This window comes from Janthinobacterium sp. OK676 (genome assembly GCF_900103595.1).
Taxonomy (GTDB): domain Bacteria; phylum Pseudomonadota; class Gammaproteobacteria; order Burkholderiales; family Burkholderiaceae_D; genus Janthinobacterium.
This window is the reverse complement of record NZ_FNHA01000002.1, coordinates 357,388-381,365: the sequence shown is the minus strand read 5'-3', so window position 1 is coordinate 381,365 and position 23,978 is coordinate 357,388. Positions and strand designations below refer to the sequence as shown.

Here is a 23,978-nt window from a genome sequence, read left to right as displayed (position 1 = left end):
TGTTCCTACGGTCGATGCGCGGGCGCGCGCCGCCGTGCTCAAGTCTTGAAGGGGGATAAGAGGCGGTGCGCAACGGCGTACTGCACCATTTCCGACAGCGAACTCATGCCCATCTTTTGCATGATGCGCGTCTTGTGCGTACTCACCGTCTTGACGCTCAGGTGCAGGTTGTTGGCGATTTCCGTGATCGACTTGCCCGCCACCAGCAGGGAAAAGACTTCGAACTCGCGGTCCGACAGCTGTTTGTGCAGCAAGCTTTCATTCGGCATCATGATGTTGAGCACGAGCTGCTCCGCCACTTCGGCGCTGATGTAGGGACGCCCCGACGCCACCTTGTGGATGGCGCCCACGAGCTGGGTGCCCGCGCTTTCCTTGGTCAGATAGCCTTGCGCGCCGGCGCGGATGGCGCGCACCGCATATTGTTCTTCCTCGTGCATGGTAAGGATCAGGATGGCCAGCTTGGGTGCTTCGCTGCGAATTTGCCGGATCAGGTCGACGCCGCTGCGGCCCGGCATCGACAGGTCGAGCAGCAGCAGGTCGAAGCCGCCCTGGCGCACGTGATTGAGCACCTCGAAGCCGTCGATGGCCTCACCCACGATATCGATGTCCGGCGCGCCGTCAAGGATGCGCTTCAATCCTTCTCGCATGATGGTGTGGTCGTCGGCAATCACAATACGTATCATAGGCGTGCAATCTGCAGGGGTGTCCGTCACCGGACTATCAAATGTTGAGAGGCGAAAAACGTTGTCATTTTAACTGAAATGGCCGCACGTTTGCCGTTTAATGCAGCTGCCGGCAGCGGCGGCCCTGTGGCATGTACCCCCTTATTTCGATGGGGGTTCCTTGATCAGCCTATGCACGAGCACCGGCAATTTCGAGTGCGACAGTACCTTGTTGGTCACGCTGCCGAGCAGCAGTTGTCCCCAGCCGCTGCGGCCATGCGAGCCCATGAAAATCAGGTCGCAATGCTGCAGTTGCGCCACTTCCACGATTTTCAGGGCCGGGCTGTCGGAAAAGGCCGTCAGGCCCGTCGCTTCCAGGCCCCGCTTGGCGGCCGCGTCGAGGATGGGCTGCCAGTGGTCGGCGCCCGCCTTGCGCATGGCGATGCGGTATTCCTCCTCGCTGGGATAGCTGGGCGGAATGATTTCGATGTATACCGGGTACTGGTATTCGGGTGCGACGTACACGGCAAGGATGTCGGCGTGCATTTGTTCGGCAAAGGCAACGCCGGCACAGGCCGTCAAGTTGGAGACGGTGGAGCCGTCCGTGGCGATCAGAATTTTCTTATACATGGCAGATCCTTTGACGGTGACTGAGCGCCCGCAACGCCTCTTATTGTAGACGCGGCGGCAGCATTGTATTCATGTAAAGACTTGATAATTATCAACACAACTGCACCTTCAGTATAGACAACATTGGCAGAAAGATCGTGTTTAGCTGCAACGATGTCCGCACGGCGCTGTTGTACCGGTGCCCGGAAGCAGGATTTCTTGCGCGGCGCGTGGTCTTGCACGCACGCCAATGGTAGTATTTCAAAATACAACAGCAGGAACACTTATTTCCTGGCGGAAAAGCTCTTGTGGATCAGCTTTGCACCAGGAAGCGCGTTTTGAGATTTACCAACAGGGCGGCGCCCTGCTACACTCGCACCATCGCAGCGGTATTGCCTCAAATCATCTTAATCGAGAAATTGTGGGTATCAGTCTGTAAAACGCACAGTTCAGGCGGAATTTTGACAAATTATGGAGAAGCAGGGATATGACCAACGCCGCTGATGATTTCGATGCATTATTCGATGAAGTATCTGCGCAAAGTGCGGCTGCGGCTCAGCCCGCGCCTGCCGCGCCCGCTCCCGCCGTGATTGCGGAAGACGATTTCGACGCGCTGTTCGACTCCGTGTCGGCCAGCGCCGCCGTGCCGGCAGCCGCCGCGGCCGAAACGCCAGCCGCGCCGGAAGTGGCGTCCGCGGCCAGCGCCGACGCGCCTGGCGACGCGGCCGACCCCGTCGACCAGTCCGACAAGCCGATGTTCGAGCGCCTGGGCGGCATCGTGCGCCTGCTGCACGATTCGCTGCGCGAACTGGGCTACGACAAGGCATTGACGGAAGCGTCGTCGCAAATCGTCGACGCCCAGGACCGCCTGGAATACGTCGCCACCCTGACGGAACAGGCCGCCAACAAGGTCCTGAACACGCTCGATGAAGGCATGCCGGCGCAAGACGTGCTGTCGAAGAAGGCCAAGGACATGGACGGCCGCTGGACGGCCCTGTTCGACGGCAAGCTGAGCCTGGAAGAATTCAAGGCCCTGGCCGGCGACTCGCGCCAGTTCGCGCAAGCCGTTGCCGAAGCAACGGAAGCGGAAAAAGCGCGCTTGCTGGAAATCATGATGGCGCAGGACTTCCAAGACATCACGGGCCAGCTGATCAAAAAAGTGGTCAACATCACCAAGACGGTGGAAAACGAACTGGCCCAGCTGCTGCGCGACAACGCGCCGGCCGAAGTACGCGAGAAACTGGCGCAAAAGCCGGTGCCGCTGATGCAGGGCCCGTCCGTGCCATCGGTGGCGCTGGACCAGGATAATGTAGACGACCTTCTTGCGGATTTGGGATTCTAATGGACGATATGCTCAAGGATTTCGTCGTCGAGGCGATGGATCTTGCGGTTAATGTTGAAGAGCACTTATTGCGCCTCGAGCGCGATCCTGACAACAAGGAAACACTGAATGCCGTGTTTCGTTCCTTCCACACCATCAAGGGCGGCGCCGGCTTCATGGGCTTGCCCGCGCTGGTGGCGGCCTGCCATCTGACGGAAAACCTGTTCGACGCCTTGCGCACGGGCGCCGCGCCCGTCACCCCGATCGCCATCGAGGCGGCGCTGCAGGCGTCCGGTTTCGTGGCCGACCAGCTGACGGAACTGGCCAATGGTTCCGCGCCGGAAAGCTTGCCCGCCATGCCGGAAGAGCTGGAACACATCCTGACGAACGCCATCGAAGGCAAGGGCATGGATGCGCCTGCGCCTGCCGCCGCCGTGGTGGCGGAAGTGGCCGTGCCCGTTGCCGAGGCCGTCGAAGTTGCTGCTGCGGCGCCTGCCGCCGCCGTGTCCACCGCCAGCGCCGATGGCCTGGACTGGGAAGCCATGTACAACGCCGTCGTGCCGGCCGCTAGCCAGATCGCCGCCGCACCCGTGTCCGCCGTCGCCGCTGCGCCTGCCGCCGTGGTCGCCGCGCCTGCCGCTGCCGCCGCCAAGCCGGCCGCCAAGGCCTGGGATGGCAACGAACGGCGCGAAGAGCGTCCGGAAGTACGCCATGCCGCGCCCGTCAAGGAAGACAGCATCCGCGTCGACGCCGTCAAGCTCGACGCGTTGCTGGAAGTGGCCGGCGAATCCGTACAGGCCGCCAATCAGGCCGCCGTGCTGCTCGAGCGCTTGCTGCAATTCAAATTCGAAGGCCAGGCCGCCACCCTGATGGCGACCCTGGCGGAAACCCTGGAACGCGCTTCGCGCTACTCGACGGAACTGCAGCGGGCCACCCTGGCCACGCGCATGCAGCCCGTCGGCCGTCTGTTCCAGAAGTTCCCGCGCCTCGTGCGCGAACTGGCAAAAGACCTGGGCAAGGATGTCGAGCTGACCATCGAAGGCGCGGAGACGGAAGTCGACCGCGTCGTCGTGGACAGCCTGTACGATCCGCTCGTGCACATGCTGCGCAACTCGCTCGACCATGGCGTGGAATCGCCGGAAGCGCGCCTGGCCGCAGGCAAGCCCGCCAAATCGTATATTTCACTCAAGGCATGGCAGGAAGCGAACAGCGTCATGATCGTGCTGCAGGATGACGGCAAGGGCATGGACCCGGTCTTCCTGCGCAGCAAGGCCCAGCAAAAGGGCTTGATCAGCGAAAACGCGCAGTTGAGCAACGACGAATGCTTCCAGCTGGTGTTCCTGCCGGGCTTCTCGACCAAGGAAGTCGCCTCCAGCGTTTCCGGGCGCGGCGTGGGCATGGACGTGGTGAAGACGGCCGTGGAGAAAAACCGCGGCGCCATCCACATCGAATCCATGCTGGGCAAGGGCACGAAGTTCGCCATCCGCCTGCCGATCGAACTGTCGATCGTGCCGACCATGCTGGTCTCGACCTCGGGCGCCGCGCTGGCGCTGCCGATGGCCGTGGTGCAGCGCGTCGTCGAATTGCCGGAAACCTTCATGGAAGTGGGCGGCGCGCCCGTGCTGAAAGACCAGGGCCGGCCATTGCCCGTACGGTCGCTGGCCAGCTCGCTGGGCTACGAATCGTGCAGCGAGCGCGTCGGCATTGTCGTCGCCGCGCCACAGCCGTACATTCTGGCCGTGGAAGCCGTCGATGGCACGGCCGACCTCGTGATCAAGCCGATGACGGCCATCACCGTGGAAGGCATCACGGGCACGGCCCGCTCGGCCGAAGGCGAGCTGGTGCTGGTCGTGGGCCTGTCGTTCCTGATGGATGGGTGCCGGGGTAGCGTGCGTTTAGCTGCCTGAGGCTTGCTTGATTCGTTAGAAAGCCCGCTAGATATAGCGGGCTTTTTTAATGGCGCCAGCGGTGTCAAATATTGTCCGGGCGTAGCGTGCCGCCTTCCAGCCAGCGCTGCACGCGCAGCACTTCCTCGGCGCGGCCCGCCTCGTCCTTCGGTGGCGGCAAATAGATGTCGGGCATGATGCCGGCCAGGTCCACCTGCAGTTGCGGCAGGCGGGCCGAGCGCGAGATGGCGTATTGCAGGTGGCGCTGGCCCGACGGCAGGATGTGCAGGCGCATGTTCGAATAATCGAGTGCGCCATAGCTGTTGCGGCCGATTAATTTCACATGAAAGCTTTGCCGCGCCGCCAGCAGGAATTCCTCGCAGGAGCTGGCGCAGTCGCGGTCGACCAGTATGGCCACGCGCGCCGGCCGGCGCGGCTCCGGCGTGTCCAGGCGGGTATAGCTGATGGTGCCGCCGCTTTGCTGCGGCACGTATTGGCCAGGCTTGACGCTGCGCATCTGCGCTACGGCCTGGGCCGCAAAGGCGGTGCAGGCCTCGTCGCCGGGCGCCAGCAGCGCGCAGACTTTTTCCTGGCCATCAATATTGGCTGGCGTGGACAGCCATTCGGCGCCCATCGTGACGATTTCATCCGAACTGATCCAGGACAGCAGCGGCGTATACGTGCTGTCGCTGCCGCCGCCGTTGCGGCGCACGTCGAGTATCCAGTTGGGACGCGCCGCCAGGGCCGCGCGGTGCGTGTCGAGCAGGCTGGCCATGGCGGCCCGGTAGCTGCCGTGAAAGCTGGGCAAGGTCAGCAGCACAGTCGAGTCCGACAATATCTGCAGCGCCGGTGCCTTTGATGGCGCTGCTTGTCCCGGTGCGGCGGGGCGCGCCGGCGCCGGTTTGGCGATATCGAGCGCGCTGCCTGGCTTTACGTGCAGGTGGCCCTTGCGCCACGTGCGTGCATAGTTTTCCAGGATCGCATCGCAAGCCTTGCCGTCCGCCGCGCCGGCCGCCGCCGTGGCGGCCGTGGCCAGCGCCAGGTCGAAATATGCCTGTCCCTTTTGTTCCAGGTGCTGGCGCGCGCCCGTGTCGTTTTCCAGCAGGAAGGGCGCCATGGCGCGCAAGTCCTGTACGCAGGTGTCTCCCGGCGTGGCCGCCGCCGCATGGCTGCCGGCCAGGGTCAGGGCGGCCAGCGCCAACAAGTTCAGTTTCATCGAAGTCCCCTGTGTGATGGCGCGCATGCGCCGGTCATGATTGTTGAAACACAATACACGAAATGTTGAGGAAAAAACATGTATTTCTGTCGCCGCCGTCAGTCCTTCGGCAGGCCGCGCGCGGATGGGCTTGTAATGCCGCTGGCAAGCCAATATCGGCAATTTCCAGCTCATATCCAACAATGTCGCCAAACTTTGTATCGCCAATCCCACGCTTTTGCCTGTTTCGGTTCTGTGCCGCGCAATATATGGCATAATCCTTGTGGATCACCGTATGACCTGGTATCACTTGATCACTTACTACAGGCTGTGGCAACGCTGCATAAATCATGATGAAGACGCTTTACGACAAACTCTGGGAATCCCACGTTGTTCGGGCCGAAGATGATGGCACGACAATTTTGTACATCGACCGGCACCTGCTGCACGAAGTCACCAGCCCGCAAGCCTTCGATGGCCTCAGCGTGGCGGGCCGCCAGCCGTGGCGCATTTCCGCCAACCTGGCCGTGGCCGACCATAACGTGCCCACCACCAGCCGGGTCGACGGCATTGCCGATCCGGTCTCGCGCCTGCAGGTGGAAACCCTGGACAAGAACGCCAAGCACTACGGCTTGACCTACTTCAACATGAATGACAAGCGCCAGGGTATCGTGCACGTGATCGGCCCCGAACAGGGCGCGACCCTGCCCGGCATGACGGTCGTCTGCGGCGATTCGCACACGTCCACGCATGGCGCTTTCGGCGCGCTGGCGCACGGCATCGGCACGTCCGAAGTGGAACACGTGCTGGCCACGCAAACCTTGCTGCAAAAGAAATCCAAATCCATGCTGGTGCAAGTCGACGGCGCATTGCCGGCCGGCGTGACGGCCAAGGATATCGTGCTGGCCATCATCGGCAAGATCGGCACGGCCGGCGGCACGGGCTACTGTATCGAGTTCGGCGGCTCGGCCATCCGCGCGCTGTCGATGGAAGGGCGCATGACGGTGTGCAACATGGCCATCGAGGCGGGCGCGCGCGCCGGCATCATCGGCGTTGACGACACCACCATCAATTACGTCAAGGGCCGTCCGTTTTCGCCGGCCGGTCCGCACTGGGAGCGCGCCGTGGCCTACTGGCGCACCCTGCATTCGGACCCGGGCGCCCGCTTCGACCTCGTCGTCACCCTCAATGCCGCCGACATCGTGCCGCAAGTGACCTGGGGCACGTCGCCCGAAATGGTGACGGGCATCAATGGCCGCGTGCCCGATCCCGACCTGGAAAAAGACAGCGTCAAGCGCGATGCGATGGAAAAGGCGCTCGTCTACATGAACCTCAAGCCGAACACGGCCATCGAAGACATCCGCATCGACAAGGTCTTCATCGGTTCCTGCACCAATTCGCGCATCGAGGATTTGCGCGCCGCCGCCGCCGTGGTGCGCGGCAAGTACCGCGCCTCAAATGTCACCCTGGCGCTGGTCGTGCCCGGTTCCGGCCTTGTCAAGGACCTGGCCGAGCGCGAAGGACTGGACCGCATCTTCAAGGATGCCGGCTTCGAATGGCGCGAGCCGGGCTGCTCCATGTGCCTGGCCATGAATGCGGACCGCCTCGAACCGGGCGAACGCTGCGCTTCCACGTCGAACCGCAATTTCGAAGGCCGGCAAGGGCAGGGCGGCCGTACCCACCTGGTGTCGCCAGCGATGGCGGCCGCGGCGGGCATCGCCGGCCACTTTGTCGACGTGCGGGGATTGCGATGACGGAAGGGACTGGCGCCGCTGGTTTACACTAGCGTTATCAGTCCTATCTTTCTTATCGAGAACTCATCATGAAAAAACTCTTTGCCCTCCTCATCGCCACCGTCATCCTGTCTGGCTGCAACACCGTCTCCGGCATCGGCCGCGACGTGCAGAAAGTCGGCCAGGTTGTCACTGGCGCCGGCGGAAAATAAACCGTGACGTGCCGGCGCCCTGCGCCGCGCGTCTTACCGAGTAGAAACAGCATGGATAAATTTACGATTTACGAAGGCCTGGTGGCCCCGCTGGACCGCGCCAACGTCGACACCGACGCGATTATCCCGAAGCAATTCCTGAAATCGATCCACCGCAGCGGCTTCGGCCCCAACCTGTTCGACGAATGGCGCTACCTCGACCATGGCGAGCCGGGCCAGGACAACAGCCGCCGCCCGCTGAACCCCGAGTTCGTGCTCAACGAGCCGCGCTACCAGGGCGCTTCCATCTTGCTCACGCGCAAGAACTTCGGCTGCGGCTCCTCGCGCGAACACGCGCCGTGGGCTCTGGATCAATATGGCTTCCGCGCCATCATCGCGCCATCGTTTGCCGACATCTTCTTCAACAACTGCTACAAGAACGGCTTGCTGCCCATCGTGCTGTCGGAAAGCCAGGTCGAGCACCTGTTCAATGAAGTCAAGGCTTTCCCCGGCTACAAGCTGGTGGTGGACCTGGAGCAGCAGTGCGTGCGCACCAGCAATGGTTCCGTGTCGTATCCATTCGAGATCGACGCCTTCCGCAAATATTGCCTGATGAATGGCCTCGACGATATCGGCCTGACCCTGCGCCACGCCGACGACATCCGCGCCTTCGAAGAACGCCATTTGAACAATCAGCCCTGGCTGGCCAACGTCATCTAAAGATCACTCCATGAAAATTGCAATCTTACCCGGCGACGGGATCGGTCCTGAAATCGTCGCGCAAGCCGTCAAGGTCTTGAACGTGCTGGGCGAATCGTTCGAGCTGGAAACGGCGCCCGTGGGCGGCGCCGGCTATGCGGCCCATGGCCACCCCTTGCCGGAAGGTACCTTGGCCCTGGCGAAAGCGGCCGATGCCGTGCTGTTCGGCGCCGTCGGCGACTATAAATATGACAACCTGGAGCGCCAGTTCCGTCCGGAGCAAGCGATCCTGGGCTTGCGCAAGAACCTGGGCCTGTTCGCCAACCTGCGTCCGGCCATTTTGTATCCGGAACTGGCGGGCGCCTCGACCCTGAAGCCGGAAGTGGTGTCCGGCCTGGACATTTTGATCATCCGCGAATTGACGGGCGACATTTATTTCGGCCAGCCCCGCGGCGTGCGCGAGTGCCCGGATGGTCCGTTCAAGGGCCAGCGCGAAGGTTTTGACACCATGCGCTATGCGGAAGGCGAAATCCGCCGCATCGCCCACGTGGCGTTCCAGGCTGCGCAAAAGCGCGACAAGCGCCTGACCAGCGTGGACAAGGCGAACGTGCTGGAAACGTTCCAGTTCTGGAAAGACATCGTCACCGACGTGCACAAGGAATACCCGGACGTGGCGCTCGACCACATGTATGTCGATAACGCGGCCATGCAACTGGTGCGGGCGCCGAAGAAGTTCGACGTCATGGTGACCGGCAACATGTTCGGCGACATCCTGTCCGATGCGGCCGCCATGTTGACGGGCTCGATCGGCATGCTGCCGTCGGCCTCGCTGGACGCCAACAACAAGGGCCTGTACGAACCATCGCACGGTTCGGCGCCCGATATCGCGGGCAAGGGCATCGCCAATCCGCTGGCGACGATCTTGTCGGCCGCCATGATGCTGCGCTATTCGCTGAACCGCGCAGAGCAGGCGGACCGGGTGGAAGCCGCCGTCAAGCAAGTGCTGGCGCAGGGCTTGCGCACGGCCGACATCCACGAAGCGGGCACGACTTTGGTCGGTACCGAGGCCATGGGTGATGCAGTTGTAAAAGCACTGGGATAAAATAGTCTAATGACGGCAGTCGCCGTCTCATCTTGAGGAATGGTAATGAAATTAGTTGGCTTGGTAGGTTGGCGCGGTATGGTCGGTTCGGTCCTGATGCAACGCATGCAGGAAGAGGGCGATTTCGCCCACATCGAACCGGTGTTTTTCACCACTTCGAACACGGGCGGCTCGGCGCCGGCCATGGCGAAGAATGAAACCATCCTGAAGGATGCCAACAACATCGCCGAACTGTCCAAGTGCGACATCATCATTTCCTGCCAGGGCGGCGACTACACGAGCGCCGTCTTCCCGCAGCTGCGCGCCAGCGGCTGGAATGGCTACTGGATCGATGCGGCCTCGACCTTGCGCATGGAAAAAGACGCCGTCATCGTGCTCGACCCCGTCAACCTGCACGTCATCAAGGATGCGCTGGGCAAGGGCGTCAAGAACTATATCGGCGGCAATTGCACCGTGTCGTGCATGATGATGGGCCTGGGCGGCCTGTTCCAGCACGATTTGATCGACTGGATGACGTCGATGACCTACCAGGCGGCATCGGGCGGCGGCGCGCAGCACATGCGCGAACTGCTGACGCAGTTCGGCACCATCAACGGTTCCGTCAAGGCGCTGCTGGACAACCCCGCTTCCGCCATCCTGGAAATCGACCGCCAGGTGCTGGCTACCCAGCACGGCTATTCCCCGGATGAAATCAAGCAGTTCGGTGCGCCGCTGGCCGGCAACCTGATCCCGTGGATCGACAAGGACCTGGGCAACGGCCAGTCGAAGGAAGAGTGGAAGGCGGGCGCGGAAACGAACAAGATCCTCGGTCGCGGCATCGATTTCGGCACCAAGGAAATTCCCGTCGACGGCCTGTGCGTGCGCATCGGCGCCATGCGCTGCCATTCGCAAGCCTTGACCATCAAGCTGAAAAAAGACGTGCCGCTCGATGAAATCAACGACATCATCGCCAGCAACAATGAATGGGTGAAATTCGTGCCGAACACGCGCGAAGCGTCCGTGCGCGACCTGTCGCCGGCGGCCGTGACGGGCAGCCTGACGATTCCCGTCGGCCGCGTGCGCAAGATGAGCATGGGCGGCGAATACCTGTCCGCGTTCACCGTGGGCGACCAGTTGCTGTGGGGCGCGGCCGAGCCGCTGCGCCGCATGCTGCGTATTTTGCTCGACGCGTAATCGCCACAAATTGCTGATCAAGATCAAGCCGGGGCTGTTTTCCCGGCTTTTTTTTCGTCCCGAGCCCGTCAAGGCTCAACCATGCGGAGCTTGCATAGCTCTGGGCATGATGATATGTTGATACCTCTGGAAAAGTAACAGTTTTCCCATGTCAACTAAGATGCCGCCAACTATGCCTGTACACATTCGTCCCCGGGTCGCCTCCCTTGCCATTAAAACACTCAGCAGCGCTGTCGCCTGTGCGGTGTTGTTGTCACCGGCGGCATCCGCAGCCGAGCTGGGCAAGATCACGGTGCTGTCCGCCGCCGGCCAGCCGTTGCGCGCCGAGGTCGAATTGTCGGCCGTCAAGCCAGGCGAGGCGACCAGCCTGCTGGCCAAGCTGGCGCCGCCGGACGCCTACCGCCAGGCCAACGTGGAATTCAATCCCGCGCTGAATGCCTTGACGTTTGCCGTGGAAAACCGCAATGGCAAGCCCTTCATCCGCATCAGTTCGGCGCAGCCGGTGGCCGAACCGATGGTCGACCTGTTGCTGGAGCTGAGCAGCAAGAGCGGACGCCAGGTACGCGAATATGCGTTCGTGCTCGACACGCCCGAAGCGCGCCAGACGCGCGGCGCGCAAGTGACGGCGCCAGTCGAGCCAGGCAAGGCCAAGCCGGCTGCCGCGGCCGCTGATGCTGCGCCGAAAAAGGCGGCAGGCGAGTACAAGGTCAGGACGGGCGATACGCTGAGCCGCATCGCCAGCGAACTGAAGCCGGCGGGCGTCTCGCTCGACATGATGCTCGTGGCCCTGTACCGCGCCAATCCCGACGCCTTCAAGGGCGAGAACATGAACCGCATGCAGGCCGGGCGCATCCTGGCCGTGCCGGGCGCGGACGCCGTGCGCGCCACGGGCGCTGCCGAAGCGAAGGCCATCGTGACGGCGCACGCCATCGATTTCGAAGCCTACCGCAACAAGCTGGCGGGCCAGGTGTCGCAAAGCAAGCCGGCCAAGGCGGCGGAAGCGACGCAAAGCACGGCCGGCAAGATCGGCGCGACCAAGGTGCAGGAAAAGCCGACGGCCGTGAGCGAGTCGCAAGACAAGCTGAAACTGTCGAAGGCGGAGCCGGCGGCCAAGTCGGCCGGCAAGAGCGCCGTCGCCAGCGAGGAAGACAAGATCGCCAAGGCGAAACAGGTCGATGAAGCGGCGGCCCGCGTCAAGGAGCTGGAAAAGAACGTCAGCGACCTGGAAAAGCTGATGGCGGTCAAGAACAAGGCCATGGCCGACAAGAGCGCTCCCGCGCCCGCCAAGCCGGCCGAAACCGCCGCCAGTGCATTGGCAAGCTCGCCGGCTGTTGCCAGCGTGCCAGCCGAGGCGCAGCCGCCCGTCCCGAAAGCGAAACCGGTGCCGCTGGCGAAGAAACCGTCGCCGCTGGAACCGACCATCACCGACAAGATCAATGACCACCTGGGCGCCATCGGCATCGGCATCGCCGCCTTGCTGGCCGCCGTGGCGGCGCTGGTGGTCGCGCGCCGCCGCAAGGACGTGCCGCCGCCCGCGCCAGAGAGCGTGGCCCCCGTCTTCGAACCGGAAGCGCCCGTCGCGCCGCCAGCCGGCCTGGCGCCGGAAGACCAGCAGTCCGAAGCGAGCAACCACCTGTTCGGCACGGGCACCGTCGCTGCCGGCGTGGCTGCCGCGGCGGGCGCCAGCATGCTCGACGCGAATGAAACGGACCCGGTCGCCGAAGCGGACGTGTATATCGCCTACGGCCGCGATGGCCAGGCGGAAGATATTCTCAAGGAAGCTTTGCGCATCCATCCGGAACGCCATGCGGCCCGCCTGAAGCTGCTGGAAATCTATTCCGCCCGCAGCGACGTGCGCGCGTTTGAAGACCAGGCCAGCGAACTGTACAGTTTGACGCGGGGTCAGGGCGAAGAGTGGCCGCAAGCGGCCGCGCTGGGCCTGGCGCTCGATCCCACCAATCCCCTGTATGGCGATACGGAAGACGACGCCGTCGTCAGCCTGAGCAAGGGCGCCGGCGACGACTTGCATGGCCAGAGCATGGACTTGCCCGACGAGCCGCCAGCACCGCCGGCCGAGCCGGTGTCCTCCGTGACGGCCCGCGATGCGCGCGATCCCCTCGATTTCGACCTCGACAGCCTCGATTTCGAGCCCGTCACCACCGGCGACCCGATCGTCATGCCGGGACCGGACAGCAAGCCGGTCTCCGCCGCGCACGATGCGCACTATGACGCCAGCATGGATTTCGGCCTGGACCTGGAGCCGCCTGCCGGCCCCGTCAATGGCGTGGGTGCCGGCCTGGCGCCGCTGCCTGATCCGCTGAAGGATATCGACCTGGCCCATTTCGACCTCGACGAGCCCGTGGCGCCGGCTGCCGCGCCGGTCGCGGCGGCCGAGCCTTCCATCGACAGCCTGTTCGACGATGCGCAAACGCCAGCGAGCTTGCCAGAAGCCATGCCGCCGGCACAGGAGTTCGACCTGTCCGGCATCGACCTGGACCTCAACGACGGCAAGACGGCCAGCGTGGGCGTGGACGACCCGCTGTCGGCCATCCACATGGAAATGGATACCAAGCTGGACCTGGCGATCGCTTACCAGGAAATCGGCGACAAGGAAGGCGCGCGCGAGCTGATCGATGAGGTCATCAAGGGCGGTAGCGAAGAGCAGGTCGCCAAGGCGAACACAATGAAGGCGCTGCTTAGCTAGCAATGCCCGCCGGCGCGGCAGGCTGTCGCGCCGGTATAATGCTTCGATGCAAAATATTACGACAGCAACGCCATTGAAGCGCATCGTCCTCGGCCTGCAGTACGACGGCACGGCCTGGCATGGATACCAGAAACAGGAAGACGGGCAAACGGTGCAGGACCAGCTGGAAAACGCGCTGGAGCAGTTTGCCCGCGTGCGCCTGGCCACCACCTGCGCCGGCCGCACGGATACGGGTGTGCATGCGCTCGAGCAAGTCGTGCACTTCGATACGGAACTGAGCCGCGACGTGCACTCGTGGGTGCGCGGCGTCAACGCCTTCCTGCCCAAATCCATCGCCGTGCGCTGGGCCAGGGAACTCGAAGGCGACCCGACGGTCAACGATTTCTTCCACGCCCGCTTCAGCGCCCGCGCGCGCACCTATCATTATGTGTTGTACAACAACGCCACCCGTTCGCCACTGGTGGAAGGGCGCGCCGGCTTCTTTTTCCGTCCGCTGGACGTGGAACTGATGCGCCAGGCCGTGCAGCCGCTCTTGGGCTGGCACGACTTCACGGCCTTCCGCGCGGCGCAATGCCAGGCCAAGTCTCCCGTCAAGCTCATGCATGACATCCGCATCGAGCGGCGCGGCGATTGCGTGATCTTTACGATAACGGCCAATGCCTTCCTGCACCACATGGTGCGCAACCTCGTCGGTTCGCTCGTCTACATCGGCACGGGGCGCGAAAAGCCGGAATGGCTCGGGCACTTGCTGGAAAGCAAGGACCGCCACGCGGCCGCGCCCACCTTCATGCCGGACGGCCTGTACCTGGCGCAGATCGATTACGATCCGAAGTGGGCATTGCCGCAAGACAGCAGCAGTGCCTTGCCCTGGTTCTGACGTTTACTTCAAGGAAAAGCCATGCCACGCACACGCATCAAGATCTGCGGCCTGACCCGCGCCGAAGATATCCAGGCCGTCGTGGCGGCGGGCGCCGACGCCATCGGTTTCGTGTTTTATCCGAAAAGCCCCCGCTACGTGACGCCCGAACAGGCGGCTGCCCTGATCGCCGCCGTGCCGCCCTATGTGACGGCGGTAGGCCTGTTCGTCAACGCCAGCGTGGAAGAAATACAGGCGACCAGGGCCGTTGCGCCCTTGTCCCTGCTGCAATTTCATGGCGACGAGACGCCCGAGCACAGCGCGGCGCTGGCCGCGGCCGTGAATATGCCGTTTACGCAAGTGTTCAGGGTGAAACCTGACACCAGCTTTGAAGATTTGCTAGAATACGAACAGCGCTATCGCGCCGCCAGTCCCTTGTTTGCCAGCCTCTTGCTGGATACCTATGTGGATGCGTATGGCGGTGCAGGAAAGGTATTCGATTGGTCCCTCATTCCAGAAGAACTCGCGCCTCGGGTCGTTTTAAGTGGTGGCTTGAGCGTACAAAACGCGACTGACGCAGTGGTGCGCGTGCGCCCTTACGCCGTCGACATCAGCAGTGGTGTCGAAGCGTCCAAGGGCATCAAGGACGCATCCCGTGTCCGCGCGTTCATCGCCGCGGTGCAGGATGCCGATGCCATCATTGCCAGAGGAAACAACCATGAATGACCACACCACAGCGCCCGGCGCAGCCGCCGCATTGTTCCACGCCACCGATTATCCGTTTCCCGACCTGCGCGGCCACTTCGGCCCCTACGGCGGCTCCTTTGTCGCCGAGACGCTCACGCACGCGCTGGCCGAGCTGAAAGACGCCTACGCCCGTTACAGCGCCGACCCTGAATTCCTTGAAGAGTTCCGCTACGAGCTGAAACATTTTGTTGGCCGCCCATCGCCGATCTACCACGCCAAGCGCTGGTCCGAGCTGGCGGGCGGTGCGCAGATCTATTTCAAGCGCGAAGACTTGAATCACACGGGCGCGCACAAGATCAATAACGTGATCGGCCAGGCCCTGCTGGCCAAGCGCATGGGCAAGCCGCGCATCATCGCCGAGACGGGCGCGGGACAGCATGGCGTGGCCACCGCTACCATCTGCGCCCGCTTCGGCCTTGAATGTGTGGTCTACATGGGCAGCGAAGACGTCAAGCGCCAGGCGCAGAACGTGTACCGCATGAAACTGCTTGGCGCCACCGTCGTGCCCGTGGAGTCCGGCTCCAAGACCTTGAAGGACGCGCTGAACGAAGCGATGCGCGACTGGGTCACGAACATCGAAAACACTTTTTACATCATCGGCACCGTGGCGGGACCACACCCGTATCCGATGATGGTGCGCGACTTCCAGTCCGTGATCGGCGAGGAATGCCTGGTGCAGATGCCGGAAATGACGGGCCGCCAGCCCGACTACGTGCTGGCCTGTATCGGCGGCGGCTCGAACGCCATGGGCATTTTTTATCCGTATATCGACCAGAAGGACGTGAAACTGATCGGCGTGGAAGCGGCCGGCGAAGGCCTGGACACGGGCAAGCATTCGGCCTCGCTGACGGCCGGCTTCCCGGGCGTGCTGCACGGCAACCGCACCTATCTGCTGCAGGATGAAAACGGCCAGATCATCGAGACGCATTCCGTCTCGGCCGGCCTCGATTATCCGGGCGTGGGTCCGGAACATGCGTGGCTGAAAGACTCGGGCCGCGCGCAATACGTGTCGATCACCGATGACGAGGCCTTGCAGGCTTTCCACGACTGCTGCCATATCGAAGGCATCATCCCGGCCCTGGAATCGTCGCACGCGCTGGCCTACGCTGCCAAGCTGGCGGCCACCTTGCCGAAAGACCAGATCGTGCTGGCCAACCTGTCGGGCCGTGGCGACAAGGACATGCATACCGTGGCGGAACGCATGGGACTCAATTTCTCCTAAGGCCCCAATAACGGCTGGGGTCGGACCCTCAGGGTCCGACCCCGGTCTTTGCTCCTGGGTTGAAATTACTTCCTCTATCCATCACCACGAAAGCTCACCATGTCCCGTATCGCCACCACCTTCGCCAATTTGAAATCGAACAACAAGACCGGCCTGGTCACCTTCATCACCGCCGGCGACCCCGGCCCCGACGCCACCGTGCCCCTGATGCACGCGCTCGTCGAGGGCGGCGCCGACATTCTGGAACTGGGCGTGCCGTTTTCCGACCCCATGGCCGAAGGCCCCGTCATCCAGCGCGCCTGCGAGCGGGCCTTGAAATTCAATGTCGGCATCCACGACGTGTTCGGTTACGTGCGCCAGTTCCGTGCAACCAACCAGACGACGCCCGTGGTGCTGATGGGCTATGCGAACCCCATCGAGCGTATCGGCAGCGCCGCGTTCATTGCAGCGGCGCAAGCGGCCGGCGCCGACGGCGCCATCGTCGTCGATTATCCGCCGGAGGAGTGCGAGCAATTCGCGGCCGCCATGCGCGAAGCGGGCCTGGACCTGATTTTTCTCTTGGCACCGACTTCGACGGAAGAGCGCATCGCGCAAGTGGCCAAGGTTGGCGGCGGCTTCAGCTATTATGTGTCGCTCAAGGGCGTCACGGGCGCCGGCAACATTGATACGGAACAGGTGGCAGAGCGCCTCGCGGCCATCCGCCAGCATGTAAAATTACCCATCGGCGTGGGCTTCGGCATACGCGATGGCGCCACGGCCAAGGCCGTTGCCAAGGTGGCCGATGCCGTCGTCATCGGCAGCCGCATCATCCAGGAGATTGAAAATGCCCCGGAAGGCGGCGCCGTCGACGCTGTGCGCAGCTTTACGGCAGGCATCCGCGCCGCACTGGACGCCTGAGCAAGCTTGCCGTTTACGCAAGATGCGTTGGCGGCAAAGTTCGACAGCCCGGCGATAAACGGCTACACTTCGGCCACTGATTTGCCTGTAATTGTGCAATAGATAAAATTTCTGGTGGCGCCCTATGGGGGCGTCGCCGTTTACCGTCTGCCGGGGGCGTCCACCGACGCTACCCCTACAAGGGCCCAAGGAGAAAATATGAGTTGGTTGGAAAAACTGCTGCCACCGCGCATCCAGCGTTCGGATGCTGCCGCGCGCAAGACCATGCCGGAAGGCCTGTGGGTCAAGTGCCCGTCGTGCGAAGCCGTGCTGTACCGTACGGACCTGGAATCGAATCTGCACGTGTGCCCGAAATGCGATCACCACATGCGCATCCGCGCGCGTGAACGCCTCGACAGCCTGCTCGACGCGGGCGGCCGTTATGAAATCGGCCAGGAAATCCTGCCCGTCGATACCTTGAAATTCAAGGACAGCAAGAAATACCCGGACCGCCTGAAATCCGCCATGGAAGCGACGGGCGAGACGGATGCGATGGTCGTCATGGGCGGCGCCATCATGAGCCTGCCGGTGGTCGTGGCGTGCTTCGAATTCGAATTCATGGGCGGCTCCATGGGCTCCGTCGTGGGCGAGCGCTTCGTGCGCGGCGCGCAAATCGCGCTGGAACAGAAAGTGCCGTTCATTTGCATCACCGCCACCGGTGGCGCGCGCATGCAGGAAGGCTTGCTGTCGCTGATGCAGATGGCGAAAACCACGGCCATGCTGACCAAGCTGTCGGAAAAGAAATTGCCATTCATCAGCGTGCTGACCGACCCGACCATGGGCGGCGTGTCCGCCTCGTTCGCCTTCATGGGCGACGTGGTGATCGCCGAACCGAAAGCGTTGATCGGCTTCGCCGGCCCGCGCGTGATTGAAAACACCGTGCGCGAAAAACTGCCGGAAGGCTTCCAGCGCGCCGAGTTCCTCGTCACCAAGGGCGCCGTCGACATGATCGTCGACCGCCGCCAGATGCGCGAAGAAATCGCCCGCCTGCTGGCCTTGTTGCAAAACCAGGCTGTGGAAGTCCTGGCTTGATTGTATTGAATGGAATAATGTCCATTTACCCGAACCCATGAACCGCTGGGGTCGGACCCTGAGGGTCCGACCCCAGATGTTGTTTAGGGTTGCCTGTTTCTCTGCCTCGCGCATCCTTACACAAGAAGTCTCCCATGCAAAATCTCCCCACCACCTTGCCGGACTGGCTTGCCATGCTGGAAACCCGCCATTCGGAAACCCAGATCAACATGGGCCTGGACCGCGTGCAAGCCGTCAAGGCACGCATGCAGCTGGCGTTTGCCTGCCCCGTGATCATGGTGGCGGGCACGAATGGCAAGGGTTCCACCTGCGCCATGCTGGAATCCGTACTGTTGCGTGCAGGCTACAAAGTGGGGCTGTACATCAAGCCGCACTTTCTCGATTTTAACGAGCGCGCCCGCGTGCTGGGCGAGATGGCCAGCGATGAGCAGATCGTCGCCAGCTTCAATGCCGTCGAAGCCGTGCGCGGCGACACGCCGCTGACGTATTTCGAATTCACCACCCTGGCGATTTTGCATCTGCTGTCGCAGGCGCAGCTGGACGTGGCCATCCTGGAAGTGGGCCTGGGCGGGCGTCTCGACGCCGTCAACGTGATCGACGCGGACGTGGCCATCGTCACCAGCGTCGATATCGACCACACGGATTACCTGGGCGACACGCGCGAAGCGATCGGCTTTGAAAAGGCAGGCATCTTCCGTCCGGGCAAGGCGGCCATCTGCAGCGATCCCGTGCCGCCCCAATCCTTGATCGATCATGCCGAGGCCATCGGCGCCGACCTGTGGCTGATGGGCCGCGATTTCAATTATTCGGGCGACAAGCAGCAGTGGAACTACGGCGGGCGCGAGCAGCGCCGCAATTCGCTCGCGTATCCAAGCTTGCGCGGCGCCAACCAGATCCTCAATGCGACGGCCGTGCTGGCCGCGCTGGAGGTGCTGAAGCTGAAACTGCCCGTGGGCGCGCAGGAAGTGCGCACGGGCCTCGTGACGGTGGAACTGCCGGGCCGCTTCCAGGTCCTGCCTGGCCGTCCCAGCGTAATCCTCGACGTGGCGCACAATCCGCATGCGGCGTCGGCGCTGAACCAGAACCTCGGCAACATGGGTTTCCACCCGTACACCTATGCCGTGTTCGGTTCCATGCAGGACAAGGATATCGATGGCGTACTGGCCGCGATGCGCGAACACGTCGACCACTGGTGCCTGACGGGCCTGCCTTCGCCGCGCGCGGCCACGGCTTCCGAGCTGGCCGCCAAGGTGCAGATCATGCTCGAAGACAAGCCCGACAGCAGCGAACATACTGTGTCTATTTTCGATGATCCGGCACAAGCTTTTGCAAATGCAATGAGCCGGGCCGGTGAGAATGATAGAATTGTGGTCTTTGGTTCTTTCCTCACCGTTGCCGGCGTGATGAAGGCCCGAAAATCCTCACTTCACTGAAACGCACTCGACTGAAAATCACGCATGGGCTTGTTCTCGAAACTGTTTAAAAACAAGCAAGAATCCTCTGGCGAAGACAGCGGCTTTTATGTCCCTGGCGAAGCACAGTCGCCGACCCGCAAGCGCGCCGCCAACACGGCCGGTGGCGGCGGATCGCGCCGTGGCGGCAAGGAAGCGCCGGACCCGGTCTTGCCTGAAAAAAAGCGCGCACGCCGCCGCCTGGTCGGGGCCATCGCCCTGGCCCTGGGCGTCGCTGTCGGCTTGCCGATGCTGCTCGACTCCGAGCCGAAGGCGCCCTTCAACGATATCGCCATCGACATTCCGTCGAAGGAAAAGGCTGCGCCTGCACCGGCGCCCGTGCCGGCGGCCCCTGCCCGGGCTGCGGCGAATGGCCTGGACCAGTCCGAGGAAATCGTCGATGCGCCGCTGCCGGCCGCGGCCAAGCCGACTCCCGCACCGGCGCCCGTGCTGGCCGCCGCCCAGCCCGCACCAGTCAAGCCTGCCTATGTGGAGCCGAAACCGGAGCCCAAGCCTGAGCCCAAGCCTGAGCCCAAGCCGGTCAAGGTGGAGCCGAAACCGGAACCGAAGCACGAAAGCAAGCCCGAGCCGAAACACGAGGCCAAGCCCGAACCCAAGCCTGAGCCCAAGCATGAAGTAAAACCGGAAGCCAAGCCCGAGCCGAAGCCTGTCAAGCCGGCGCAATCGGCCGACGATGCCGCGCGCGCGCTGGCGATTCTGGAAGGCAAGCCGCAAGAGAAAGCGCAGGACAAGGCGCACGACGCCGGCGGCGGCAAGTTCGTGGTGCAGGTGGCGGCCCTGGCCACGCAGGACAAGGTCGATGAATTGCAGGACAAGCTGCGCGACGCGGGCATCAAGTCGTACACGCAAAAGGTGTCCAGCCCGGCGGGCGAGCGCATCCGCGTGCGCGTGGGGCCGTTCGGCAGTCGTGAAGACGCTGAAAAGACCCGCGCCAAGCTGCAAAAGCTGGGCCTGGGCGGCAGCCTGGTACCGGCGTGATGTTGCAAGGCTGAATCGGCGTGACGATCTTCGATTACCTGGTGCTGTTCGTGCTGGTGACGTCCGTGCTGATCAGCATGATGCGTGGCCTGGTCAAGGAAATACTGTCCCTGGTCAGCTGGATCGTGGCCTTCGTCATTGCCAACGCGTATGGCGCCACCCTGGCGAAATTCCTGCCGGAAGCCGTGCCGGGCGAAGCCATCCGTTTGCTGCTGGCTTTCGTCGTGCTGTTCATCGGCGTTCGCATTTTGATGGGATTGCTGTCCATGACGGTCGACGCGCTCGTCAAGGTAACGGGCCTGAGCCTGGCCGACCGCACCCTGGGCACCCTGTTCGGCGTGGCGCGGGGCCTTGTGATCGTGCTGACCGCCGTCATCTTGTGTGGCATGACGTCCATACCGCAGCAGCCATTCTGGAAAAACGCGCAGCTCAGCCCGCTCGCGGAGCAGGGCGCGCGCGCCATCAAGCCTTATCTGCCTGCCGCTTACGCGCAGCATGTGAAATTTTGAATTTTTTTAAAATCAGTAGCACAGTTTAGGAGCACACCATGTGTGGCATCGTCGGCGTCGTTTCCCATCAACCTGTCAATCAATTGCTCTATGATGCATTGTTGCTCCTGCAACATCGCGGTCAGGACGCGGCAGGGATTGCGACCAATCACAGCAGTATGTTTTCCATGCACAAAGCCAACGGCCTCGTGCGTGACGTCTTCCGCACGCGTAACATGCGTTCGCTGCAAGGCAACTCGGGTATCGGCCACTGCCGTTATCCGACGGCCGGATCGTCGAGCGAAGAGGAAGCACAACCGTTCTATGTGAATGCGCCGTTCGGCATCACCCTGGCGCACAATGGCAACCTGACCAACTGGGAACAGTTGAAACAGGAAATGTTCAAGAACGACCGCCGCCACATCAATACCGATTCCGATTCGGAAGTGCTGCTCAATGTGCTCGCGCATGAAATCCAGGAAGCGACGACGGGCCTGAACCTGGACCCGGAAGCCATCTTCAAGGCCGTTACCGTGCTGAACCGCCGCGTCAAGGGTGGCTATGCCGCCGTCGCGCAAATCGCCGGCGTGGGCTTGCTGGCCTTCCGCGATCCGCACGGCATCCGTCCGCTGTGCCTGGGCATCAATGAAACGGAGCAAGGTCCCGAATACCTGATCGCTTCCGAATCCGTGGCCCTGGAAGGCATGGGTTTCCGCTTCGTGCGCGACATCGGTCCCGGCGAAGCCGTGTTCATCGACGCCGACAAGCAATTGCACAGCGCCCAGTGCGCCGACAACGCCAGCCTGAACCCGTGCGTGTTCGAATTCGTCTACCTGGCCCGTCCCGACTCCGTCATCGACGGCGCTTCCGTGTACGCCACGCGCCTGAAAATGGGCGAATACCTGGCCGAGAAGATCCGCGCCGAATTGCCAGGCGTGCATATCGACGTGGTCATGCCGATTCCCGATTCCTCGCGTCCGGCCGCCATCCAGCTGGCCATGGCGCTGAACATCGAGTACCGCGAAGGCTTCATCAAGAACCGCTACATCGGCCGCACCTTCATCATGCCGGGTCAGGCGGCGCGCAAGAAATCCGTGCGCCAGAAGCTCAACGCGATCCCGTCCGAGTTCAAGGACAAAGTCGTGCTGCTGGTCGACGATTCCATCGTGCGCGGCACCACCAGCCGTGAAATCGTGCAGATGGCGCGTGAAGCCGGTGCGACGAAGGTCATCTTCGCTTCGGCCGCGCCACCGGTGATCTACCCGAACGTGTACGGCATCGACATGCCGACGCGCGACGAGCTGATCGCCTACGGCCGCACGACGGAAGAGGTGTGCCGCGAAATCACGGCCGATTACCTGGTCTACCAGGATATCGGCGCGCTGAAGCAGGCCATCGCCGACGTCAACCCGGCCCTGACGAACTTCGAGGCTTCGTGCTTCGATGGCGTCTACGTGACGGGCGACGTGTCGCAGGAATACCTGGACCGCCTGGAATATGCGCGCCACCATCCGAAGGCGGCAGCGCCCGAAGATACGCCACGTTCCCAACTGAACCTGAACCTGGCGACAACGGAAGCATAAGTACCTGCCCGGCCGATGCCGGGCTTTTTTTGGGGGCGGACCTTCAGGTCTGACCCCAGCACTTGCCTTGGGTTAAGCGGCAAGACGAGTATTTTGGAACTTCCACCATGACCACCAAAAAAAACTACGGCTTCACCACCACCATCCTGCATAACGACCGCCGCAAGGGCATCGAGCACGGCTCCTTGCACAAGCCCGTGCATACCTCCGTTGCCTTTGGCTACGCCGATGCGCGCCAGCTGGCGTCCGTGTTCCAAGGCAAGGAAGCGGGCTTCCGCTACGGCCGCCAGGGTAACCCGACCGTTTCCGCGCTGGAAGACAAGGTCAACCAGATGGAAGACGGCGTGGCGACCCTGTGCTTCTCCACCGGCATGGGTGCCATCGGCGCCGTGGTGCAATCGTTGCTGCGCGCGGGCGACCATGTCGTGTCGTCGGCCTTCTTGTTTGGCAACACCAACAGCCTGTGGCAAACGGTGACGGGGCAGGGTATCGGCGTGTCCTTCGTCGACGCCACGGACGTGGCCAACGTGGCGGCCGCCATCACGCCGGCCACGCGCATCGTGTTCGTGGAAACCATCGCCAATCCGCGCACGCAGATCGCCGACCTGAAGAAAATCGGCGACCTGTGCCGCGAAAAAGGCATCTTGTACATCGTCGACAACACGATGACGACGCCATATCTGTTCCGCCCGAAAGCCGTGGGCGCGGGCCTGGTGGTCAATGCCTTGACGAAATCGATCGGCGGCCACGGCAATGCCCTGGGCGGCAGCTTGACGGACACGGGCGTGTTCGACTGGACGCAATATCCGAATATCTTTGAGAATTACAAAAAGGCGGCGCCCGCGCAATGGGGCATCGCGCAAATCCGTGCCAAGGCCTTGCGCGACTTCGGCGCCTCGCTGGGGCCGGAGGCGGCGCACCATATCGCCGTCGGCGCGGAAACCATGGCCTTGCGCATGGACCGCACTTGCTCGAACGCCCTGGCGCTGGCCACCATGCTGGCCGCCGACCCGAGAGTGGCGGCCGTGCATTACCCGGGCCTGGCGTCGCACCCGCAGCACGCGCTGGCGACGGACTTGTTCCGCAGCTATGGCTCGCTGTTCAGCTTTGAGCTGAAAGACGGCATCGACTGCTTCGATTTCCTCAACCGTTTGAACTTGGCCATTCCAGCGAGCAACCTCGGCGACACGCGCACCCTCGTCATTCCCGTCGCCCACACGATTTTCTACGAGATGGGGGCCGAGCGTCGCGCCAGCATGGGTATCGCCGAATCCCTGATCCGCGTGTCGGTGGGCATCGAAGATGAGGCCGATCTGCTCGAGGATTTCAGCAATGCGCTGGACGCATAAGCAGCCGCGCATAATGTAAAAAAGGGCCGCGACAGTCATG

General features: G+C 62.8%; 23 protein-coding genes. 18 read left to right on the top strand and 5 right to left on the bottom strand.

What is annotated here, in order from left to right:
* Positions 1–38: 38 nt before the first annotated feature.
* From BLU39_RS05280 to BLU39_RS28105, 3 genes are all read right to left on the bottom strand, one after another.
* Positions 39–683 (bottom strand): response regulator, encoded by a 645-nt coding sequence (locus BLU39_RS05280; RefSeq protein WP_034750556.1) that lies wholly within the window; start codon positions 681–683, stop codon positions 39–41.
* A gap of 141 nt (positions 684–824) precedes the next feature.
* A complete protein-coding gene (locus BLU39_RS05275) occupies positions 825–1,292 on the bottom strand; it encodes a universal stress protein (protein WP_092710636.1) in 468 nt (155 codons plus the stop codon).
* Complete coding sequence (locus BLU39_RS28105; protein ID WP_139178171.1) at positions 1,274–1,555, bottom strand: hypothetical protein; 282 nt, start codon at positions 1,553–1,555, stop codon at positions 1,274–1,276. The genes BLU39_RS05275 and BLU39_RS28105 overlap by 19 nt, the downstream gene beginning before the upstream one ends.
* A 203-nt stretch (positions 1,556–1,758) precedes the next feature.
* Between BLU39_RS28105 and BLU39_RS05270 the strand changes: the two genes are divergently transcribed.
* Positions 1,759–2,613, top strand: coding sequence for a protein phosphatase CheZ (locus BLU39_RS05270; RefSeq protein WP_092710633.1), 855 nt, complete (start codon positions 1,759–1,761; stop codon positions 2,611–2,613).
* A complete protein-coding gene (locus tag BLU39_RS05265; protein ID WP_092710630.1) occupies positions 2,613–4,499 on the top strand; it encodes a chemotaxis protein CheA in 1,887 nt (628 codons plus the stop codon). The genes BLU39_RS05270 and BLU39_RS05265 overlap by 1 nt, the downstream gene beginning before the upstream one ends.
* A gap of 64 nt (positions 4,500–4,563) precedes the next feature.
* On the opposite strand, the gene BLU39_RS05260 is transcribed toward BLU39_RS05265, so the two are convergent.
* Complete coding sequence (locus BLU39_RS05260) at positions 4,564–5,694, bottom strand: S41 family peptidase (protein ID WP_175539218.1); 1,131 nt, start codon at positions 5,692–5,694, stop codon at positions 4,564–4,566.
* Between the two features lie 34 nt (positions 5,695–5,728).
* Positions 5,729–6,025: a hypothetical protein gene (locus BLU39_RS28510; protein ID WP_175539217.1), complete on the bottom strand. Its 297-nt coding sequence runs from the start codon at positions 6,023–6,025 to the stop codon at positions 5,729–5,731.
* Between BLU39_RS28510 and leuC the strand changes: the two genes are divergently transcribed.
* From leuC to BLU39_RS05180, 16 genes are all read left to right on the top strand, one after another.
* A complete protein-coding gene (gene leuC, locus BLU39_RS05255; protein WP_092710622.1) occupies positions 6,024–7,427 on the top strand; it encodes a 3-isopropylmalate dehydratase large subunit in 1,404 nt (467 codons plus the stop codon). The genes BLU39_RS28510 and leuC overlap by 2 nt on opposite strands.
* A 68-nt stretch (positions 7,428–7,495) precedes the next feature.
* Positions 7,496–7,618 carry an entericidin A/B family lipoprotein gene (locus tag BLU39_RS05250; RefSeq protein WP_010400408.1) on the top strand — a complete coding sequence of 41 codons (123 nt, stop codon included), beginning with the start codon at positions 7,496–7,498 and terminating at the stop codon, positions 7,616–7,618.
* Between the two features lie 51 nt (positions 7,619–7,669).
* Positions 7,670–8,317 (top strand): 3-isopropylmalate dehydratase small subunit, encoded by a 648-nt coding sequence (leuD, locus tag BLU39_RS05245; protein WP_046685799.1) that lies wholly within the window; start codon positions 7,670–7,672, stop codon positions 8,315–8,317.
* A gap of 10 nt (positions 8,318–8,327) precedes the next feature.
* Entirely contained in the window at positions 8,328–9,398 is a 1,071-nt protein-coding gene (leuB, locus tag BLU39_RS05240) for a 3-isopropylmalate dehydrogenase (protein WP_092710619.1), read from the top strand.
* Between the two features lie 45 nt (positions 9,399–9,443).
* A complete protein-coding gene (asd, locus tag BLU39_RS05235; RefSeq protein WP_082127896.1) occupies positions 9,444–10,571 on the top strand; it encodes an aspartate-semialdehyde dehydrogenase in 1,128 nt (375 codons plus the stop codon).
* A 244-nt stretch (positions 10,572–10,815) separates the two neighbouring features.
* Positions 10,816–13,275, top strand: a complete 2,460-nt coding sequence (locus BLU39_RS05230; protein WP_254788891.1) for a motility hub landmark protein FimV — start codon at positions 10,816–10,818, stop codon at positions 13,273–13,275.
* A 46-nt stretch (positions 13,276–13,321) separates the two neighbouring features.
* The gene (truA, locus tag BLU39_RS05225) at positions 13,322–14,152 is read left to right on the top strand and encodes a tRNA pseudouridine(38-40) synthase TruA (RefSeq protein WP_175539216.1); all 831 of its coding nucleotides are present in this window, start codon (positions 13,322–13,324) and stop codon (positions 14,150–14,152) included.
* 21 nt (positions 14,153–14,173) lie between these two features.
* The gene (locus BLU39_RS05220; protein WP_092710609.1) at positions 14,174–14,857 is read left to right on the top strand and encodes a phosphoribosylanthranilate isomerase; all 684 of its coding nucleotides are present in this window, start codon (positions 14,174–14,176) and stop codon (positions 14,855–14,857) included.
* Positions 14,850–16,100 carry a tryptophan synthase subunit beta gene (gene trpB, locus BLU39_RS05215; RefSeq protein WP_034750528.1) on the top strand — a complete coding sequence of 417 codons (1,251 nt, stop codon included), beginning with the start codon at positions 14,850–14,852 and terminating at the stop codon, positions 16,098–16,100. The genes BLU39_RS05220 and trpB overlap by 8 nt, the downstream gene beginning before the upstream one ends.
* Before the next feature lie 99 nt (positions 16,101–16,199).
* A complete protein-coding gene (trpA, locus tag BLU39_RS05210; protein ID WP_092710606.1) occupies positions 16,200–16,997 on the top strand; it encodes a tryptophan synthase subunit alpha in 798 nt (265 codons plus the stop codon).
* 198 nt (positions 16,998–17,195) lie between these two features.
* Positions 17,196–18,068, top strand: coding sequence for an acetyl-CoA carboxylase, carboxyltransferase subunit beta (gene accD, locus BLU39_RS05205; RefSeq protein WP_086136250.1), 873 nt, complete (start codon positions 17,196–17,198; stop codon positions 18,066–18,068).
* Between the two features lie 134 nt (positions 18,069–18,202).
* Positions 18,203–19,501 carry a bifunctional tetrahydrofolate synthase/dihydrofolate synthase gene (gene folC, locus BLU39_RS05200; protein ID WP_092710603.1) on the top strand — a complete coding sequence of 433 codons (1,299 nt, stop codon included), beginning with the start codon at positions 18,203–18,205 and terminating at the stop codon, positions 19,499–19,501.
* A gap of 24 nt (positions 19,502–19,525) precedes the next feature.
* Positions 19,526–20,518: an SPOR domain-containing protein gene (locus BLU39_RS05195; protein ID WP_092710600.1), complete on the top strand. Its 993-nt coding sequence runs from the start codon at positions 19,526–19,528 to the stop codon at positions 20,516–20,518.
* A 20-nt stretch (positions 20,519–20,538) separates the two neighbouring features.
* Positions 20,539–21,027 (top strand): CvpA family protein, encoded by a 489-nt coding sequence (locus BLU39_RS05190; RefSeq protein ID WP_046685790.1) that lies wholly within the window; start codon positions 20,539–20,541, stop codon positions 21,025–21,027.
* Positions 21,028–21,065: 38 nt separating this feature from the next.
* Positions 21,066–22,589, top strand: coding sequence for an amidophosphoribosyltransferase (gene purF / locus BLU39_RS05185; protein WP_092710597.1), 1,524 nt, complete (start codon positions 21,066–21,068; stop codon positions 22,587–22,589).
* A 107-nt stretch (positions 22,590–22,696) separates the two neighbouring features.
* Positions 22,697–23,938: a cystathionine gamma-synthase family protein gene (locus BLU39_RS05180; RefSeq protein WP_092710594.1), complete on the top strand. Its 1,242-nt coding sequence runs from the start codon at positions 22,697–22,699 to the stop codon at positions 23,936–23,938.
* The last annotated feature ends 40 nt before the right edge of the window (positions 23,939–23,978 follow it).

What these genes read in the sequence shown, in the direction of transcription:
- BLU39_RS05195 (WP_092710600.1), top strand. Translation starts at nt 19,526, where the DNA reads ATGGGCTTGTTCTCGAAACTGTTTAAAAACAAGCAAGAATCCTCTGGC.
- purF (WP_092710597.1), top strand. Translation starts at nt 21,066, where the DNA reads ATGTGTGGCATCGTCGGCGTCGTTTCCCATCAACCTGTCAATCAATTG.
- BLU39_RS05275 (WP_092710636.1), bottom strand. Translation starts at nt 1,292, where the DNA reads ATGTATAAGAAAATTCTGATCGCCACGGACGGCTCCACCGTCTCCAAC.
- BLU39_RS05270 (WP_092710633.1), top strand. Translation starts at nt 1,759, where the DNA reads ATGACCAACGCCGCTGATGATTTCGATGCATTATTCGATGAAGTATCT.
- folC (WP_092710603.1), top strand. Translation starts at nt 18,203, where the DNA reads ATGCAAAATCTCCCCACCACCTTGCCGGACTGGCTTGCCATGCTGGAA.
- BLU39_RS05265 (WP_092710630.1), top strand. Translation starts at nt 2,613, where the DNA reads ATGGACGATATGCTCAAGGATTTCGTCGTCGAGGCGATGGATCTTGCG.
- truA (WP_175539216.1), top strand. Translation starts at nt 13,322, where the DNA reads ATGCAAAATATTACGACAGCAACGCCATTGAAGCGCATCGTCCTCGGC.
- BLU39_RS05250 (WP_010400408.1), top strand. Translation starts at nt 7,496, where the DNA reads ATGAAAAAACTCTTTGCCCTCCTCATCGCCACCGTCATCCTGTCTGGC.
- BLU39_RS05280 (WP_034750556.1), bottom strand. Translation starts at nt 683, where the DNA reads ATGATACGTATTGTGATTGCCGACGACCACACCATCATGCGAGAAGGA.
- BLU39_RS05220 (WP_092710609.1), top strand. Translation starts at nt 14,174, where the DNA reads ATGCCACGCACACGCATCAAGATCTGCGGCCTGACCCGCGCCGAAGAT.
- leuC (WP_092710622.1), top strand. Translation starts at nt 6,024, where the DNA reads ATGATGAAGACGCTTTACGACAAACTCTGGGAATCCCACGTTGTTCGG.
- leuD (WP_046685799.1), top strand. Translation starts at nt 7,670, where the DNA reads ATGGATAAATTTACGATTTACGAAGGCCTGGTGGCCCCGCTGGACCGC.
- leuB (WP_092710619.1), top strand. Translation starts at nt 8,328, where the DNA reads ATGAAAATTGCAATCTTACCCGGCGACGGGATCGGTCCTGAAATCGTC.
- BLU39_RS05260 (WP_175539218.1), bottom strand. Translation starts at nt 5,694, where the DNA reads ATGAAACTGAACTTGTTGGCGCTGGCCGCCCTGACCCTGGCCGGCAGC.
- asd (WP_082127896.1), top strand. Translation starts at nt 9,444, where the DNA reads ATGAAATTAGTTGGCTTGGTAGGTTGGCGCGGTATGGTCGGTTCGGTC.
- trpB (WP_034750528.1), top strand. Translation starts at nt 14,850, where the DNA reads ATGAATGACCACACCACAGCGCCCGGCGCAGCCGCCGCATTGTTCCAC.
- BLU39_RS05180 (WP_092710594.1), top strand. Translation starts at nt 22,697, where the DNA reads ATGACCACCAAAAAAAACTACGGCTTCACCACCACCATCCTGCATAAC.
- BLU39_RS28510 (WP_175539217.1), bottom strand. Translation starts at nt 6,025, where the DNA reads ATGATTTATGCAGCGTTGCCACAGCCTGTAGTAAGTGATCAAGTGATA.
- accD (WP_086136250.1), top strand. Translation starts at nt 17,196, where the DNA reads ATGAGTTGGTTGGAAAAACTGCTGCCACCGCGCATCCAGCGTTCGGAT.
- trpA (WP_092710606.1), top strand. Translation starts at nt 16,200, where the DNA reads ATGTCCCGTATCGCCACCACCTTCGCCAATTTGAAATCGAACAACAAG.